Genomic DNA, 17602 nt, shown 5'->3' with positions numbered 1-17602 from the left:
TACGTCAAAAATAATAAGTTCATCAAAACTGGATATTCCATGTCTTCAATAAATACAAATCAAAGAGTCAATTTCGCTTCAATCAAAAATCCGCTACCTTATCCGGATTTTCTTGAAGTGCAGCTAAAGTCATTCCGCGACTTTTTACAACTTGATACTCCTCCCGAAAAGAGGAAGAAAGAAGGTCTATACAAAGTTTTTGCAGAAAACTTTCCTATAGCTGATACACGAAACAATTTTGTATTAGAATTTTTGGACTACTTTATCGATCCGCCACGTTACACAATCGAAGAGTGTATCGACAGAGGATTGACGTATAGTGTTCCTCTAAAAGCAAAACTTAAACTTTATTGTACCGACCCCGATCATGAAGACTTTGACACGGTTATTCAGGATGTTTATTTGGGGTTGATTCCATACATGACCGAAAAAGGTACATTCGTGATCAATGGTGCCGAGCGTGTTGTTGTTTCGCAGTTGCACCGTTCGCCGGGCGTATTTTTCGGACAAACAATGCATGCTAATGGTACTAAATTGTATTCGGCACGTATCATTCCTTTCAAAGGTTCATGGATTGAATTTGCTACAGACATCAATAATGTCATGTATGCATATATTGACCGTAAAAAGAAATTACCTGTAACTACGCTCCTTCGTGCTATCGGTTTTGAGAGTGATAGAAATATCCTCGAAATATTCGATCTGGCAGAAGAGGTAAAAGTTAATAAACAAAATATAAAAAAGATAGCAGGCCGTAAACTTGCTGCCAGAATTCTTAGAACCTGGATGGAAGACTTCGTGGATGAGGATACCGGTGAGGTAACATCTATCGAACGTAACGAAGTTATTCTTGAACGTGAAACTATTCTGGAAAAAGATCATCTGGATTTGATACTCGATTCGGGTGTATCTTCTATATTATTGCACAAAGAGTCTCAGAATATTTCTGACTTTGCAATTATATACAATACATTACAAAAAGACCCAAGTAACTCGGAAATAGACGCCGTTCGTCATATCTACAGACAATTGCGTAGCGCAGAGCCTGCTGATGATGCAAGTGCTCGTGAGGTTATTAATAACCTTTTCTTTTCCGAAAAACGTTACGATTTGGGAGAAGTAGGACGTTACAGGCTGAATAAGAAACTGGGACTTTCTACTAGTACAGATATTCGTGTTTTAACGAAGGAAGATATTATTGAGATCATCAAATATCTTATCGAGTTGATCAACTCAAAAGCCATCGTTGACGATATCGACCACTTGAGCAACCGTCGTGTACGTACTGTAGGAGAACAGCTTTTCAATCAGTTTGGAGTTGGTCTTAACCGTATGGCACGTATCATCCGTGAAAGAATGAACGTTCGCGATAATGAAGTGTTTACGCCGATTGATTTGATCAATGCTAAAACAATTTCTTCTGTCGTAAATACATTCTTCGGTACAAATGCGTTGTCTCAGTTCATGGATCAAACCAATCCATTGGCTGAAATTACTCACAAGCGTCGTATGTCTGCCCTTGGACCAGGTGGTCTTTCTCGCGAAAGAGCCGGTTTTGAGGTGCGTGACGTTCACTATACACACTATGGTCGTCTTTGTCCGATCGAAACACCTGAGGGTCCAAACATTGGTTTGATATCTTCTCTTTGTGTTTATGCAAAGATCAACGACCTTGGTTTTATCGAAACACCATATCGTAAAGTAGCAGATAGTAAAGTCGACTTATCGTCTGAAGGTATCGTATATCTTGCAGCCGAAGAGGAAGAAGACAGGCTTATCGCTCAAGGTAATGCTCCGTTGAATGATGACGGATCATTTATCAATATGCGTGTAAAAGCTCGTCAAGATGCAGACTATCCTGTTATTGAGCCATCAGAAGTAGAGTTGATGGACGTATCTCCAACTCAGATCGCTTCTATTGCAGCATCGTTGATTCCATTCTTGGAGCATGATGATGCCAACCGTGCGCTGATGGGATCGAACATGATGCGTCAGGCTGTTCCTTTGATGCGTACCGAATCTCCTATCGTAGGAACCGGTATCGAAGGTCAGCTTATTCGTGACTCTCGTACTCAGATTGTTGCAGAAGGTGCAGGTGAAGTTGTTTTTGTAGATGCCGATACGATTAAAATTAAATACGATCGTACAGCAGACGAAGACTTTGTGGCTTTTGACGATGCGATTAAAACATATTCTATTCCTAAGTTCCGTAAGACAAACCAAAATACAACAATCGACCTTCGTCCTATCTGTAGAAAAGGCGACAGAGTTGTGTTGAATCAGATACTAACAGAAGGTTATTCAACTGAAAAAGGTGAATTGGCTATCGGTAAGAATCTGAAGGTTGCCTTCATGCCTTGGAAAGGATACAACTTTGAGGATGCGATCGTATTGAACGAACGTGTTGTTCGCGAAGATATCTTTACATCTGTCCATGTAGAAGAGTTTGCACTTGAGGTTCGTGATACAAAACGTGGTGTTGAAGAATTGACATCCGATATTCCGAACGTAAGTGAAGATGCTACTAAAGACTTGGATGAAAGAGGTATTATCCGTGTAGGAGCTCGTGTTAGTCCGGGAGATATCCTGATCGGTAAGATTACACCGAAGGGTGAATCTGATCCTTCTCCTGAAGAAAAGCTGCTTCGTGCAATCTTTGGAGACAAAGCCGGTGATGTGAAAGATGCATCTTTGAAAGCATCTCCTTCATTGAAAGGTGTTGTTGTATCAACAAACTTGTTCTCTAAAGCATCTAAAAAGGGTAAGACAAAACTTTCGAGCAAAGCTTTGCTACCTAAATTAGATGAAGAGTATGAAGAAAAGATGGCAAAACTGAAAGGAATATTAGTAGATAAGCTATTGGTATTGACCGAAGGTAAACCATCACAGGGTGTTAAAGATTATTTGAATGTTGATATTATCGGTAAAGGCTCTAAGTTTACGAAGAGTGCTTTGGATGGTATCGATTACGAATCAATACAGGTAAGTAACTGGACATCGGATGAGCACAAAAATGCGCTTATCAGAGATGTTATCGTAAACTACCTACATAAATATAAAGAGCTTGATGCTGAGCTTAAACGTAAGCGTTTCGACCTCACTATAGGTGATGAACTACCTTCGGGAATAGTTCAGATAGCTAAAGTTTATGTGGCTAAGAAACGTAAGATACAGGTTGGAGATAAGATGGCGGGTCGTCACGGTAACAAAGGTATCGTGTCGCGTATCGTTCGTCAGGAAGATATGCCATTCTTACCGGATGGAACTCCGGTTGATATCGTGTTGAACCCGTTAGGGGTGCCTTCACGTATGAACCTTGGTCAGATCTTCGAAACTGTATTGGGTTGGGCTGGTAAAGAGCTGGGAGTTAAGTTTGCTACACCAATTTTTGATGGTGCTAGCCTTGACGATTTGAACGAATGGACAGATAAAGCTGGAGTACCACGTTATGGTAAAGTCCGTCTTATTGATGGAGGAACAGGTATTCAATTTGACCAACATGCTACCGTAGGTATAATTTATATGCTTAAACTCGGTCACATGGTTGAAGATAAGATGCATGCCCGTTCTATCGGACCATACTCACTTATTACCCAACAGCCTCTTGGAGGTAAGGCTCAATTTGGGGGTCAGCGTTTCGGAGAAATGGAGGTTTGGGCACTGGAAGCATTCGGTGCAGCTCACATTCTTAGAGAAATTCTGACAATCAAATCGGATGACGTTATAGGGCGTTCAAAAGCTTATGAAGCGATTGTAAAAGGTGAACCTATGCCGCAGCCGGGTATTCCTGAATCATTAAACGTACTTCTTCACGAAATGCGTGGTTTGGGATTGAGTGTCTCTCTCGATTAATATCATATTATCCGTTGGCTTTCGGCTTTAACTAAGCTGATAGCCGACGGATTCTAAATACTCTAACAAACAGCTATCGGCTAATGGCTAATAGCTACAGCTTTTAAAAGAAAAAAGTATATGGCTTTTAGAAAAGAAAATAAAGTAAAGAGTAGCTTTTCAAAAATAACTGTGAGCCTTGCATCTCCTGAAGAAATTCTGGAAGCATCAAGCGGTGAAGTTTTGAAACCTGAAACAATCAACTATCGTACTTACAAACCTGAACGTGACGGGCTTTTCTGCGAACGTATATTCGGACCTGTAAAGGATTACGAATGTCATTGCGGTAAATACAAAAGAATCCGTTATAAGGGTATCGTTTGTGACCGATGCGGTGTTGAAGTTACAGAGAAGAAAGTTCGTCGCGAACGTACAGGACATATCCACCTTGTTGTTCCTGTGGCTCATATCTGGTATTTCCGTTCGCTGCCAAACAAAATGGGTTATCTTTTAGGTATACCTACCAAGAAACTGGATTCTATCATCTACTACGAACGTTATGTTGTGATTCAGTCCGGTGCGGCAGTAGAAGAAGGAATAGCAGATAAAGACCTTCTTACAGAAGAAGAATATTTGAATATTCTGGATAAGCTTCCAAAAGAAAATCAACTGTTGGACGATACCGATCCGAACAAGTTTATTGCTAAAATAGGGGCTGAGGCTGTTTACGACCTTTTGTCTCGTATCAACCTCGATTCATTAGCTAATACTCTGCGCCATAAGGCAAGCACAGATACATCTCAACAACGTAAGAACGAGGCATTGAAACAACTTCAGGTTGTTGAAGCGTTCCGTGGATCGAAAGGTAAGAATAAACCGGAGTGGATGATTGTAAAAATTGTTCCGGTAATTCCGCCAGAGCTTCGTCCGTTGGTTCCATTAGATGGAGGTCGTTTTGCTACATCCGACCTGAATGACTTGTATCGTCGTGTAATTATACGTAACAATCGTCTGAAAAGACTTATTGATATCAAAGCTCCCGAAGTTATTTTACGTAACGAAAAACGTATGCTTCAGGAAGCTGTCGATTCATTGTTTGACAACTCACGTAAGTCTAGTGCAGTTAAGACAGATGCCAATCGTCCATTGAAATCTCTATCCGACAGTTTGAAAGGTAAACAAGGTCGTTTCCGTCAAAACTTGTTGGGTAAGCGTGTCGACTATTCAGCTCGTTCGGTAATTGTCGTTGGGCCCGAATTGAAGATGCACGAATGTGGTATTCCTCAGGATATGGCAGCTGAGCTGTACAAACCATTTATTATACGTAAGCTGATCGAGCGTGGTATCGTAAAGACAGTAAAATCGGCTAAGAAGATCGTAGATCGTAAAGAGCCTGTGGTATGGGATATCTTGGAACATGTGATGAAAGGACATCCGGTTATGCTCAACCGTGCTCCTACTCTTCACCGTCTTGGTATCCAGGCATTCCAGCCAAAGATGATTGGTGGTAAAGCGATCCAATTACACCCGTTAGCATGTACGGCTTTCAATGCCGACTTCGACGGTGACCAGATGGCTGTTCACTTACCATTAGGTAATGAAGCTATCCTTGAGGCACAGATGTTGATGCTTGCATCTCATAACATTCTGAACCCAGCAAATGGAGCTCCTATTACCGTACCTTCTCAGGACATGGTTCTTGGACTATATTATATCACAAAAATCCGTAAGGGTGCTCTTGGCGAAGGACTTATATTCTATGGCCCTGAGGAAGCTATTATTGCATACAATGAGGGTAAGGTTGATATACATGCTTTGATAAAAGTATATGTGAATGACCTTGACGAAAATGGTGAAATAAAGAAATTGATGCGTGAAACTACTGTCGGACGTGTTCTTGTTAATGAGAAAACTCCTGTAGAAGTAGGATTCATCAATGAAGTGCTTTCTAAGAAATCATTACGTGATATCATCGGTAATGTAATCAAAGCCTGTGGGGTTGCTAAAACAGCACAGTTCCTTGACGACATTAAAGATTTAGGTTATACAATGGCATTCCGTGGAGGTTTGTCGTTCAACCTCGAAGATGTAATCATTCCTGAAGAAAAAGATACATTAGTACAACAAGGTTATGACGAAGTAGAGCAGATATTGAATAACTATAACATGGGATTCATTACCTACAACGAACGTTACAACCAGATTATTGATATATGGACACACGTCAACTCAAGATTGTCTAACATCTTGATGAAACAGCTTTCGGAAGACGATCAGGGATTCAACGCCGTATATATGATGTTGGATTCAGGAGCCCGTGGATCGAAAGAGCAGATTCGTCAGTTGTCAGGTATGCGTGGATTGATGGCGAAACCTCAAAAGAGTGGGGCAGAAGGAGCTCAGATTATTGAGAATCCGATCTTGTCGAACTTTAAAGAAGGATTGTCGGTGTTAGAGTACTTTATCTCTACCCACGGGGCGCGTAAGGGTCTTGCCGATACGGCTTTGAAGACTGCCGATGCCGGATATTTGACTCGTCGTCTTGTTGACGTATCACAAGATGTGATCATTAACGAAGAAGACTGTGGTACATTGCGTGGTCTTGTTTGTTCAGAGCTTAAAAACAATGAAGAAGTTGTTGCTTCTTTATATGAACGTATCTTAGGTCGTGTATCTGTTCATGATATCCAACATCCGATGACAGGAGAAATCATTGTTAAATCGGGAGAGGAAATCAAAGAAGATGCAGCTACTATTATACAGAATTCTCCTATCGAGAGCGTAGAGATCCGTTCGGTTCTTACTTGCGAATCGAAGAAGGGTGTTTGTGGTAAATGCTATGGACGTAACCTTGCAACAGGCCGTATGGTTCAGCGTGGTGAGGCTGTAGGTGTTATTGCCGCACAGTCTATCGGTGAGCCGGGAACACAGTTGACACTACGTACATTCCACGTTGGGGGTATCGCATCTAATATTGCTACCGAAAGTAGCGTTGTTGCTAAATACGATGGTATATTAGAAATAGATGATCTTCGTACAGTAGATATTCTTGACGAATCAGGCAAGAAAACTCAGATTGTAGTTAGCCGATTGGTAGAGCTTCGTCTGGTTGATCCTAACACTAAAATCGTACTCCTTACTCATAATATTCCTTATGGTTCTAAATTGTACTTTAAGGATGGTGCTAAGGTGAAAAAAGATGATCTAATCTGTGATTGGGATCCATTTAATGCCGTTATTATATCTGAAGCCACAGGACGTATCAAATTCGAGAATGTAATAGAAGGTGTTACGTTTAAGGTTGAATCGGATGAACAAACCGGTCTGAAAGAAAAGATCATTATCGAATCTCGCGATAAGACTAAAGCACCTGAAGCTCATGTCTTGGATGAGCAGGGCAGAACTATCAAAACTTATAGTTTACCATTAGGTGCTCACCTTGTGAAAGATGATAATGATGCAATCAAAGCCGGAGATGTACTTGTTAAGATACCTCGTGCAGTAGGTAAGGCTGGTGATATCACCGGAGGTCTTCCCCGTGTAACTGAGTTGTTCGAAGCACGTAACCCATCTAATCCTGCAGTAGTGTCGGAAATCGATGGTGAGGTTTCATTCGGTAAGATCAAACGTGGTAATAGAGAAATTATAGTAACTTCTAAACTTGATGAAGTTAAGAAATATCTGGTGCCTCTATCCAAACAAATTCTTGTTCAAGAAAATGACTTTGTGAGAGCCGGTATGCCACTGTCTGACGGAGCTACAACTCCTTCTGATATATTGGCTATTATGGGACCTACAGCCGTTCAGGAATATATTGTAAACGAAGTACAGGACGTATACCGTCTACAGGGTGTGAAGATCAACGATAAGCACTTCGAGGTGATTGTTCGTCAGATGATGCGCAAGGTAGAAGTTATCGATCCAGGGGATACTCGTTTCCTAGAACAGCAGGTTATCGACAAATATGAAGTAATGGAAGAGAATGATAGAATCTGGGGTAAGAAAGTTATTGTTGACGCTGGAGATTCTTCAACATTCGAACCGGGACAGATTGTTACTGCACGTAAGCTGAGAGATGAAAACTCTATGTTGAAACGTAGAGACCTTCGTCCGGTAGAAGTGCGTGACGCAGTTCCTGCAACAGCTAACCAGATACTTCAAGGTATTACCCGTGCTGCTCTCCAGACTCAAAGCTTTATGTCTGCCGCTTCGTTCCAGGAAACAACAAAAGTACTGAACGACGCTGCTATAAACGCTAAGGTAGACAGACTGGAAGGATTGAAGGAGAATGTAATCTGTGGTCACTTATTACCTGCCGGTACAGGACAACGTGAATTTGAAAAATTAGTTGTTGGTACAAAGGAAGATTTTGACAGGATTGCTGCAACCAGAAAGACCGTAGTAGATTTTGATGCCGTAGAATAATTAATTATTCTTTTATATAGTTAGAAAGGGGAGAGAAACATTATGTTTCTCTCCCCTTTCATTTTTTGTTAAGCTTACCGAGCTAAACTCTATGTGTAAGATTATTTACCTTGTTGAGCGTCTTTTAGCATCTTTTCGTTAGGAAGTATGTAAACTTCTACACGACGGTTTTGAGCTCTACCTGCAACAGAACTGTTGTCGGCAACAGGTTGTGTAGATCCAAATCCTTGAGATACCATACGTTTTCCTGAAACACCTTTGGTTTGAAGGAAATTATAAACAGCTTGTGCACGTTTTTCAGACAAAGGATTGTTTATAGCGTCAGAACCTGTATTATCTGTGTGTCCGTATATTTGAACATCAGTATCAGGATTATTATTTAATGAAGCAGCGAAGTTGCTTAGTGCACTTTGTGAAGCAGAACTTAATGTGCTTGAATTTGTTGCAAATAGAATTCCTGATTCAAACGTAACTTTGATAGCTTGTCCATCGTTGATAGATTCTACCTGAGCTCCGTTGATTTGCTCCAATTCTTTCTTTTGTTTGTCCATTTTGTTGCCAATGATAGCACCGGCCGAACCACCAACTACAGCGCCTATACCTGCACCCCATGCAGCACCTTTACCGCCGCCTATAATAGCACCAATACCTGCGCCCAATGCACCACCTGCACCTGCACCGATACCTCCACCTTTTACAGTATTGCTCGCTCCACAGCTAGATAATAGTAATGCGCAGCTCAAAACAATAGCTGCTACGAATGAAAAATGTTTCATAAATTTATTCTTTTAATAATTAAAATTTGTGTGATTATCTTCGTTTTATTCGAATATCCCTAGTGATTCACAATATGCAATCTCGCCCTGTATAATGAATGCGATATCTTCGGCTGAGAAGTTATTTATTTTGTCTTTTTTCGTATTCTTCAATACATAAGATACAATTTCATCTTCATCGATGTCTACAATTACGTTCTCATCGGCATCTTCGTCCATGTAGCCTTTTTCTTCATAGAATTCGTAAACGATATCAATAATATAGTTGATTTCGTCACTCGAGTATTTTCCTTTCATTTCTTGCGGAAGATAGTTCTGTATATACTTTACAGCATCATCTTCGTCATACTGTATCAGATCTTTATCACTGCTCATCATCTTATATTTTAGGATTATATTATTTAGATTTATAACAACAAAGTTACTTTGATGTTCAAATATGGCTGGTTTATTATTTTCGTAGTTTACCTATTCTTCTGTTATTCTAAGTTTGGTTTTTATTGAGACTTGTTATGTGAAAGAAGGTTTAATATTTCTTACTATTTATTACGATTCAATGTTTAATCAAAAGTAGTTATTTTATTTTTTTTTCCAAATAAGATAGGCTAAAACGATCAGCGGCAAAACCATTATACCCAAATAGACCGCATTCATACTAAGTAGTTTTGCAGGCGTGTAAATGACAGCCACAACAATACCTACAATAGCACCGCCCATGTGTGCATCATGTCCTATATTACCAACCTTTTTCAGCATACCATAGATGGAAAAAGCCAGATACCCAAGCCCGAAAATCCATCCCGGGATATCTATCGGAATAAAGAAAAAGCGAAGAGGCATTGTGGGATACACAGCAATAGCAGCAAAAAGTATACCTACCACCCCTCCTGAAGCACCGATGGCACTGTAGTAGTATTCTTTTCTGTGGATGAAAAGAGAGAGTAATCCTCCGCCAATGATAGACAAAAAGTAAATAGCCAGATATATCCATACTCCGAAAGAGTAGGTAATAATATCGGAGAAGAAGTACAATGTCATCATATTAAACAATAGATGCATATAGTCTCCATGAAGTGTTGCAGATGTTATCAGCCTGTCCCATTGTTTCGAGTTTCCCAAAATAGCCCCTACATTAAACTTGTAGCGTTCAAAAAAGGCCATGTCACCAAAGCCCTTTATGCTGGTTATAACTGTGAGAGCAATAATCAAAATAGGTAAAACAGACTGTAAACTAAAATCCATAATTTTCATTTTTCGTAAAGGCAAAGGTATAAAAAAGAGTATAAGCCTTGAAAATTTTGTGCTATATTTCTTTCGACGAAGTCATTCCTCGCTTACAGATTGATAGTTTGAATATTTTCATGTAAATTTGAAACCTATAATTAATTAGAATAGAACGGCATGAAATCTATATTTATCTGGCTATTTATTACGTTTGCTTGTGTTCCTGTGGCATTTTCCCAAACTCTTTCTGAAGCAAAAGAATTATATCTTCAGGGAGAATATGCAAAGGCTTTACCCATTTTAGAGGAAGAATATAAAGCTAAGCCGGAAGATGCTAATCTAAATCAATGGTATGGGGTTTGTCTTCTAGAAACGGGAGGAGATCTTAAAAAAGCGGAAGAATACCTCATTGTTGCTTCTAAGAAAAGAATACAAGAATCTTTCTTGTATCTGGGGCAATTATATGGGCAAGAATATAAGTTTACACAATCGGAAGAATCTTTCAACAAATACGAAGCCGGTCTTAAAAAGAAAGATGAAGCATCGAGAGCAAAATTAGACGAAAAAAGAAAAGTGATGTCACGTCTTCGGCGTATGGTGTCCAACACAGAAGATATACAGATAATAGATAGTATAATTGTAGATAAGGCGAAATTTCTTTCAGCGTATAAACTGAGTCTCAGCTCAGGAAAACTAGAACCCTTTGACAAAATTTTCGTATCAGCAAAGCATATAGATGCAACGGTATATACGAATGAAAAAGGGACTAAAATGTATTATGCTAAGCCCGATAAAGAGAATGTGTTCAGCCTTTACTCTAAAGAAAAGTTGTTCGATGATTTTGGTAATGAAAAGAAACTTTCAGCAAACAATTTTGGTCTTTCCGGTGATATAAACTATCCATACGTAATGGCAGATGGAGTGACTATTTATTTTGCTGCAAAAGATGAAGAGACACTCGGAGGGTATGATTTGTTTGTCTCTCGCTACAATATGAATACAGATACCTATCTTGCCCCTGAACGTCTGAATATGCCATTCAATTCGTTGTTTAATGACTATATGATGGCAGTGGACGAAGAAAAGGGCATTGGCTGGTTTGCCTCCGATAGATATATGCCTAAAGGGAAAGTTTGCATATATACATTTGTTCCGAATAAAGTCGTGAAAACCATCCAGAGCGAGGATGAAAGCTATCTGGCAGGCAGAGCTAAAATATCTTCGATAAAGAGTACATGGCAAAAAAATAATAATTACAAAAATCTGATTGCGTTGGCTCGTCAAGAAGCTGTTGTGAAAGTAGAGGTGACTCATGATTTTGAATTCGTTATTAATGATAACAAGACGTATTATAAAATGTCAGATTTCAAAAATAGAACAGCTCAGAGTACATATTCGAAGGTAGTAGAGATGAAATCGGAACTAAAAGGACTATCCGAAAAGTTGGAAAAACTGCGTGCAGATTATAGTAATGCATCTCAGGATGAAAAGCGGAGAATGTCTTCTGATATCTATAGTCTTGAAAAGGAAGTCGAACAATTGCAAGTGAGTATACCTCAAATGGAAATACAGGCAAGAAATCAAGAGATACAAGCCCGATAGTTCTTTTGTTTAATTTGAAGTTTACTTAGAGTAACAAAAAACCACAAAGAATACATAATTGATAGTAAATCGTTATATTTGCAACCTGTTTTATATTAAATAATTTACTCTATACCAATAAAAAAAATGAGAATCGCTATTGTTGGCACAAGTGGTGCTGTAGGTCAGGAGTTTTTAAGAGTTCTTGACGAACGAAATTTCCCGATAAAGGAATTAGTATTATTCGGTTCTGCCAGAAGCGCAGGCAATGTCTATACGTTTCGTGATAAACAGTATACGGTGAAGGAGCTGAAGCACAATGACGATTTTAAAGATATAGATATTGCTTTTACATCGGCAGGAGGAAGTGTTTCTATCGAATATGCTGAAACCATTACTAAGCATGGCGCAATCATGATAGACAACTCAAGTGCTTTCCGTATGGATAAGGATGTACCTCTTGTTGTACCTGAAGTAAATGGCGAGGATGGAAAAGTTCGTCCTAAAGGGATAATTGCAAATCCAAACTGCTCAACGATACAGATGGTAGTGGCGATGAATGTGATAGAAAAAATATCTCATATTAAAAGAGCACATGTAGCAACTTATCAGGCAGCATCAGGAGCAGGAGCTGCGGCTATGGAAGAGTTGATCAATCAATTTAAGCAAATTGCATTCAACAATGATGTGGCTGTAGAGAAGTTTGCTTACCAGCTTGCGTATAACGTGATTCCTCACATTGACGTGTTTACAGATAACGGATATACAAAAGAAGAGTTGAAGATGTACAACGAAACGCGTAAGATTATGCACTCTGATATAGAAGTGAGTGCAACCTGTATCCGTGTTCCTGTACTTCGTTCTCACTCTGAGGCTATCTGGGTAGAGACTGAGAGACCTGTGTCGCCGGAAGAAGCTCGTGAGGCATTCTCGAAAGCTGAAGGAATTGTGTTGCAAGACAATCCCGCACAAAAAGAATATCCGATGCCATTGTTTGTTGCAGGACAAGACCCTGTGTATGTTGGACGTATACGCCAAGATATAGCGAATAAGAATGGTTTGACATTCTGGGTAGTAGCCGATCAGATCAAGAAAGGCGCAGCATTAAATGCTGTTCAGATAGCAGAGTATTTGATCAAAGAAAATGCTATTTAAGTCGGGAAACTGTTTGTATAATCAAAACAAACAACTATATTTGCATCGCAATTAGCGAAAAGCCGATTGCGGTTTCAGGAAGTGTGGGTGAGTGGCTGAAACCACCAGTTTGCTAAACTGACGTACGGGTAACTGTACCGGGGGTTCGAATCCCCCCGCTTCCGCTTTAAGAAAAGACAAAAAGCGACAAAGCTTGGATAAATCCTACAATATCAACGTATTGTAGGATTTTTTTATGTTTTCACCTTTCCTCCGAAAGACATAAAAAAGCCACTTTGAGACAACAATCTGTTGCCAAAGTGTTCACCCCTGCAATTTTATTCGTTCACCCTTGACGTGTCGCAAATTGGTAGTTTGTAGTCCAATATTGGCAGTGCTTATTTTCCTCAAAAACAACAGATTAAAATTAATTTTAACGCTTTAAAAAGAGGAATTATGAGAACATCAAAAAGCACGTTTGCTATCACTTTCTACCTAAGAAAGGACAAAATGAGGAAGGATTCGTTCACCCCTATCTTTTGCAGGATAACTATTGCGGGTGAGGCTGTAAGTTTTAATATCCACAAAGACATCAGAGCCGAGCTTTGGGATATGGAGAATCACAAAGCCAGGAGTAAATCGAGAGAAGCTATAGAGGTGAATCAAACCCTTGATGCTTGTCGTACTATCTTACACAATATGTATCGGGAGATATTCGAGAAAGACAATTATGTGACTGCTGAAAAATTGAAGAATTCTTATCTGGGTATATCAACTGATAACACAATGCTGCTCGTTTTGTTTAGAGACCTTATAAAAGATATAGAAGCTTTGGTAAATATCACTAAGGCAAAAGCAACCTTGCAAAAATATAAAGTGACTTATACAAGGATATCTGAGTTTATGAAATTCAAGTATAATATTTCTGATATCAATGTAAAAGAGATAAAGTATCAATTTATCTGCGATTTTGAAGTCTATCTGAGAACACAAGCAAGCTGTAGTCCTAATACAACAGCAAAGTTCATTCAATTCTTTAAACGAGTGATTCTCATCGCTCAGAATAATGGATGGATGCAACACAATCCTTTTGCAAACTATAAAATCCATTTTAAGAAAGTTGATAGAGGATATTTGACTGACCAAGAACTAGAGATTATTAAAAATAAGGAATTTGATATAGAACGGCTTGAAAAAGTGCGAGATATTTTTGTGTTTGCCTGTTGGACTGGTTTGGCTTACGTGGATACTTATAAACTTACCTATGACAATATAAAAATAGGGGTAGATGGAAAGCCATGGATTATGACTAAACGAGCAAAAACAGATACCATCGTGACTGTTCCATTACTTGATGTCCCTTTAGCAATAATTGAGAAATATAGAGGTAAGCAAGATGACAAAGTATTACCGACATTAAGCAATCAAAAGATGAATTCATACTTGAAAGAAATCGGTACTGTGTGCGGGATTGAGAAACGATTAAGCTTCCACCTAGCACGTCACACATTTGCGAGTACAACCACTTTAGCTAAAGGTGTTTCTATTGAAGCTGTGTCTAAAATGCTAGGGCACACGAATATTCGTACAACTCAAATTTATGCGCGAGTTACCGAAAACCTGATAAGTAACGAAATGAACACACTTTCGACCAAATTGAAAGCCAATAATATTCAATTATCAAAAGCTAAATAAATATAGAGGAATATAAAACCATCAAAAATAATCATATGGAAACAGGATATATAAAATTCACAGATATAGATACCAACAAACCGACCATTGAAGTGAAAATCGTTGATGGTACAGTTTGGATGACAGTAAACGAGATTGCTAATTTGTTTGGGGTATATTCCCCAACAATAAGTAAACATCTCAAAAATATTTTCAAGTATAATTTATTGAGAGAAAGTGATGTTACGAAAGAATATAGATATACGAAAGATGGCGGAGAGTATATTCGTACATATTACAACCTTGAAACAATTATATTTTTGAGTTTTCATATTCAATCACTTTATACCAACTGTTTTCGAAAATGGGTCTTGAATGCTTTTCAGGAATATCGTCAAAAACAGAAAAGCCATGAAGTTATTGTGATATTCAATACAAGTACAAAACAACATTCACTTAAAACATTGAATTAATATGGAATTAGAAGTAATACAGAATCGAATATATGAAATAAGGGGATATAAAGTTATCCTTGATAAGGATTTAGCTGAACTATATGAAGTAACAACTAGCAACTTGAATAAGGCTGTAAAACGGAATCTTGATCGTTTTCCCGAAGATTTTATGTTCCAATTGAATAATAAAGAATTTGACTTGATATTCCAAAATGGAACATCAAGTTGGGGAGGAACAAGAAAGCTACCTTATGCTTTTACAGAACATGGAATTGCAATGTTAGCAGGATTATTAAATAGTCAGAAAGCAATTTCTGTTAATATCCAAATAGTCAGAGCTTTTATTATGCTTCGTCAATATGCTTTGGGGTATGCTGAGCTAAATCAAAAATTAGAAAACTTCATGTTAGAAACGAATCTGCAATTCAATGATATTTACCAAGCATTAACAGAATTAGCCAGTCAGAAGGGACAAGATACAAAATCAAGGAAAAGGGTTGGTTATGTAAGAGATGAATAGACATTATAGTTTCGACTTAATTAATGGGGTAAAAGTATTCTTTTACCCTTTTTTATGCCGTCACTTTTTATCATCTGATAACAAAGGTCTATTTCAAGAATAAAACGCCAATATCAAGCCTTTCAGGTTTTATCGGCAATCTCCACCCGTTGGGTAGTATTCCCTCAAAAATATGGTCTATTTTATTCTTTTCACAGGGAAGGTGTTTATCAGTTGAAAAAAGAAATAATATTCAATGAAGTTGTAGATATATACTTCATTCAGCCACTCACCCATTACTGAACTATAATATTCAACCTGTAATTTATTTGTTCCTTTCTTGATGAGTTATGTCTTGACCTCATGACTTAGTGAAGTCATTCATTCATGAAGCCATGAAGTCAGTATTTATTGGTTGGGTATCAGTCAAGAGCTAACTTATTCACTACATACTTCATAGCTGAAGTAAATACATCAATAATTAGTGAATATTTTAATGAATAAATCCAGTTATGAATTCACAAAAAGGGATGTCAGGATAGCCAAGAAAATTAACTGTCATCCAATGACATCTGCTGTCACCATTTGTCTGAAAACCTCATCATAACCTTTCAATTAACAGACGCTACCTTTGTCGTGTAATGATAATCTCTCAAATAAACTTTAAGGCAATCCATCGGAGGATGGATTTTGGTATTCGTCAGAATACAGCAAGGTATGTTTTGAAGCACTTGAAATAAATTTCCGTGCTTCAAAACCCTTGCCCTTTCAGGGAGAGAAAATCACTCCGAAGTCGTAATTTTTATTTATTAAATCTTTATGTAGTTATGAAAACAAATAATCTTTCTGAAAGAAGAAAAGGAGGGCGGAATCCGAAGAATGATCCTGCAATACATCGTTATGTTATCTATTTGAATAACGTTGACAACGCACGTTTTCTCGCTTTATATGACAAGTCATGTATGAGTGTTAAGGCTCATTTTATTACTTCTTGCATATTTAATAAGCCAATAAAGGTTGTGAAAATCGACAAAGCTGTACAAGATTATTACATGAGGTTAACTACTTTCTTCGGACAATTTAGAATAGTTGGTACGAACTATAACCAAATAGTCAAAGCCCTAAAGTCGAATTTTTCCGAGAAAAAGGCCTTGGCTTTTCTTTATAAACTGGAAAAACAAACCATCGAAATGGTTGTTCTTCAGAAAAAAATTATGGAATTAACTGAGGAATTTGAGAAAAAGTATGGATATATGTGGTTACAGAAGTAAATAGCATTTTCAATTTAGGTATTATTATTCAATTAAAAAAAGTCTTTATAGTTGGTTATCCTTGAGAAATGCACTAACAGTTAAGCGATGAACGCCGAGAATACGGCTGATGGCACTTTTGGAAACTTTCTTATCTAATAGATTTTTTATCTCAATTTCCTTTCCTGTCAATTTTTTCACTTTTGATTTACTTCCTTTGGGACGACCAAGGATAACACCTTCAGCACGTTTTCGAGCTAATGCCTCTTTGGTACGTTGGGATATAAGGTTACGTTCAATTTCGGCTGAGAGACCAAAAGCAAAGGCTAGAACTTTAGAATTAATATCACTTCCCAAGCGGTAATTATCTTTGATTGTCCAAACCTGAATATCACGGTTCATACATTCATTAAGAACACCCATAATCATAAGAAGATTTCTACCGAGTCGAGACAATTCGGAGCATATAAGAATATCATCTTTTCTCATTCTCTTTAATAGCTTACCCAACTTCCTGTCCTGTACACTTTTTGCTCCGGAAATTGTTTCTTCGATCCATTTGTCAATTACCATTACATTTTTCTCACAAAATTGGTTGATTTCAAAACGCTGGTTTTCGACTGTTTGCCTGTCTGTGCTTACACGAATGTATCCATAAATCATCTGCTGTTTGTTTAAATTAAATATATATAAAATTAAAAACAGCAAAAATAGTATATTTTTATTATACTATATAATTATACTTTTTTCCAG

At 38.1% G+C, this 17602-nt stretch carries 12 protein-coding genes and 1 tRNA gene; 9 read left to right on the top strand and 4 right to left on the bottom strand.

Features of this window, described 5'->3' with window-relative positions; genetic code table 11:
• Positions 1-39 precede the first annotated feature (39 nt).
• Positions 40-3852 carry a DNA-directed RNA polymerase subunit beta gene (gene rpoB, locus BGO84_RS18610; RefSeq protein WP_135105774.1) on the top strand — a complete coding sequence of 1271 codons (3813 nt, stop codon included), beginning with the start codon at positions 40-42 and terminating at the stop codon, positions 3850-3852.
• A gap of 120 nt (positions 3853-3972) precedes the next feature.
• Positions 3973-8256 (top strand): DNA-directed RNA polymerase subunit beta', encoded by a 4284-nt coding sequence (rpoC, locus tag BGO84_RS18605; protein WP_291031407.1) that lies wholly within the window; start codon positions 3973-3975, stop codon positions 8254-8256.
• A 101-nt stretch (positions 8257-8357) separates the two neighbouring features.
• On the opposite strand, the gene BGO84_RS18600 is transcribed toward rpoC, so the two are convergent.
• From BGO84_RS18600 to BGO84_RS18590, 3 genes are all read right to left on the bottom strand, one after another.
• On the bottom strand, positions 8358-9032 hold the full coding sequence (locus tag BGO84_RS18600; protein ID WP_135105778.1) for an OmpA family protein: 675 nt from the start codon (positions 9030-9032) through the stop codon (positions 8358-8360).
• 45 nt (positions 9033-9077) lie between these two features.
• Positions 9078-9407: a hypothetical protein gene (locus BGO84_RS18595; RefSeq protein ID WP_135105798.1), complete on the bottom strand. Its 330-nt coding sequence runs from the start codon at positions 9405-9407 to the stop codon at positions 9078-9080.
• 204 nt (positions 9408-9611) lie between these two features.
• The gene (locus BGO84_RS18590; protein WP_291031405.1) at positions 9612-10274 is read right to left on the bottom strand and encodes a rhomboid family intramembrane serine protease; all 663 of its coding nucleotides are present in this window, start codon (positions 10272-10274) and stop codon (positions 9612-9614) included.
• Between the two features lie 159 nt (positions 10275-10433).
• Between BGO84_RS18590 and BGO84_RS18585 the strand changes: the two genes are divergently transcribed.
• The 7 genes from BGO84_RS18585 (at position 10434) to mobA (ending at position 16870) form a co-directional block, all read left to right on the top strand.
• Positions 10434-11858: a tetratricopeptide repeat protein gene (locus tag BGO84_RS18585; protein WP_291031403.1), complete on the top strand. Its 1425-nt coding sequence runs from the start codon at positions 10434-10436 to the stop codon at positions 11856-11858.
• Positions 11859-11984: 126 nt separating this feature from the next.
• The gene (locus BGO84_RS18580) at positions 11985-12992 is read left to right on the top strand and encodes an aspartate-semialdehyde dehydrogenase (protein WP_006841954.1); all 1008 of its coding nucleotides are present in this window, start codon (positions 11985-11987) and stop codon (positions 12990-12992) included.
• Positions 12993-13069: 77 nt separating this feature from the next.
• Positions 13070-13156, top strand: a tRNA-Ser gene (locus tag BGO84_RS18575).
• Between the two features lie 271 nt (positions 13157-13427).
• Positions 13428-14666, top strand: coding sequence for a site-specific integrase (locus BGO84_RS18570; RefSeq protein WP_006801078.1), 1239 nt, complete (start codon positions 13428-13430; stop codon positions 14664-14666).
• Between the two features lie 35 nt (positions 14667-14701).
• Entirely contained in the window at positions 14702-15118 is a 417-nt protein-coding gene (locus BGO84_RS18565; RefSeq protein ID WP_006801079.1) for a transcriptional regulator, read from the top strand.
• A gap of 1 nt (position 15119) precedes the next feature.
• Positions 15120-15620: an ORF6N domain-containing protein gene (locus BGO84_RS18560; protein WP_006801080.1), complete on the top strand. Its 501-nt coding sequence runs from the start codon at positions 15120-15122 to the stop codon at positions 15618-15620.
• A gap of 806 nt (positions 15621-16426) precedes the next feature.
• The gene (gene mobA / locus BGO84_RS18555; protein ID WP_006801081.1) at positions 16427-16870 is read left to right on the top strand and encodes a conjugal transfer protein MobA; all 444 of its coding nucleotides are present in this window, start codon (positions 16427-16429) and stop codon (positions 16868-16870) included.
• Positions 16871-16915: 45 nt separating this feature from the next.
• Here mobA and BGO84_RS18550 read toward each other — a convergent pair whose 3' ends face one another.
• Entirely contained in the window at positions 16916-17512 is a 597-nt protein-coding gene (locus tag BGO84_RS18550; protein WP_006801082.1) for a master DNA invertase Mpi family serine-type recombinase, read from the bottom strand.
• Positions 17513-17602 lie beyond the last annotated feature (90 nt).

This window comes from Dysgonomonas sp. 37-18 (genome assembly GCF_001899125.1).
Lineage (GTDB): Bacteria > Bacteroidota > Bacteroidia > Bacteroidales > Dysgonomonadaceae > Dysgonomonas.
This window is presented reverse-complemented; position numbering and strand designations above follow the sequence as displayed.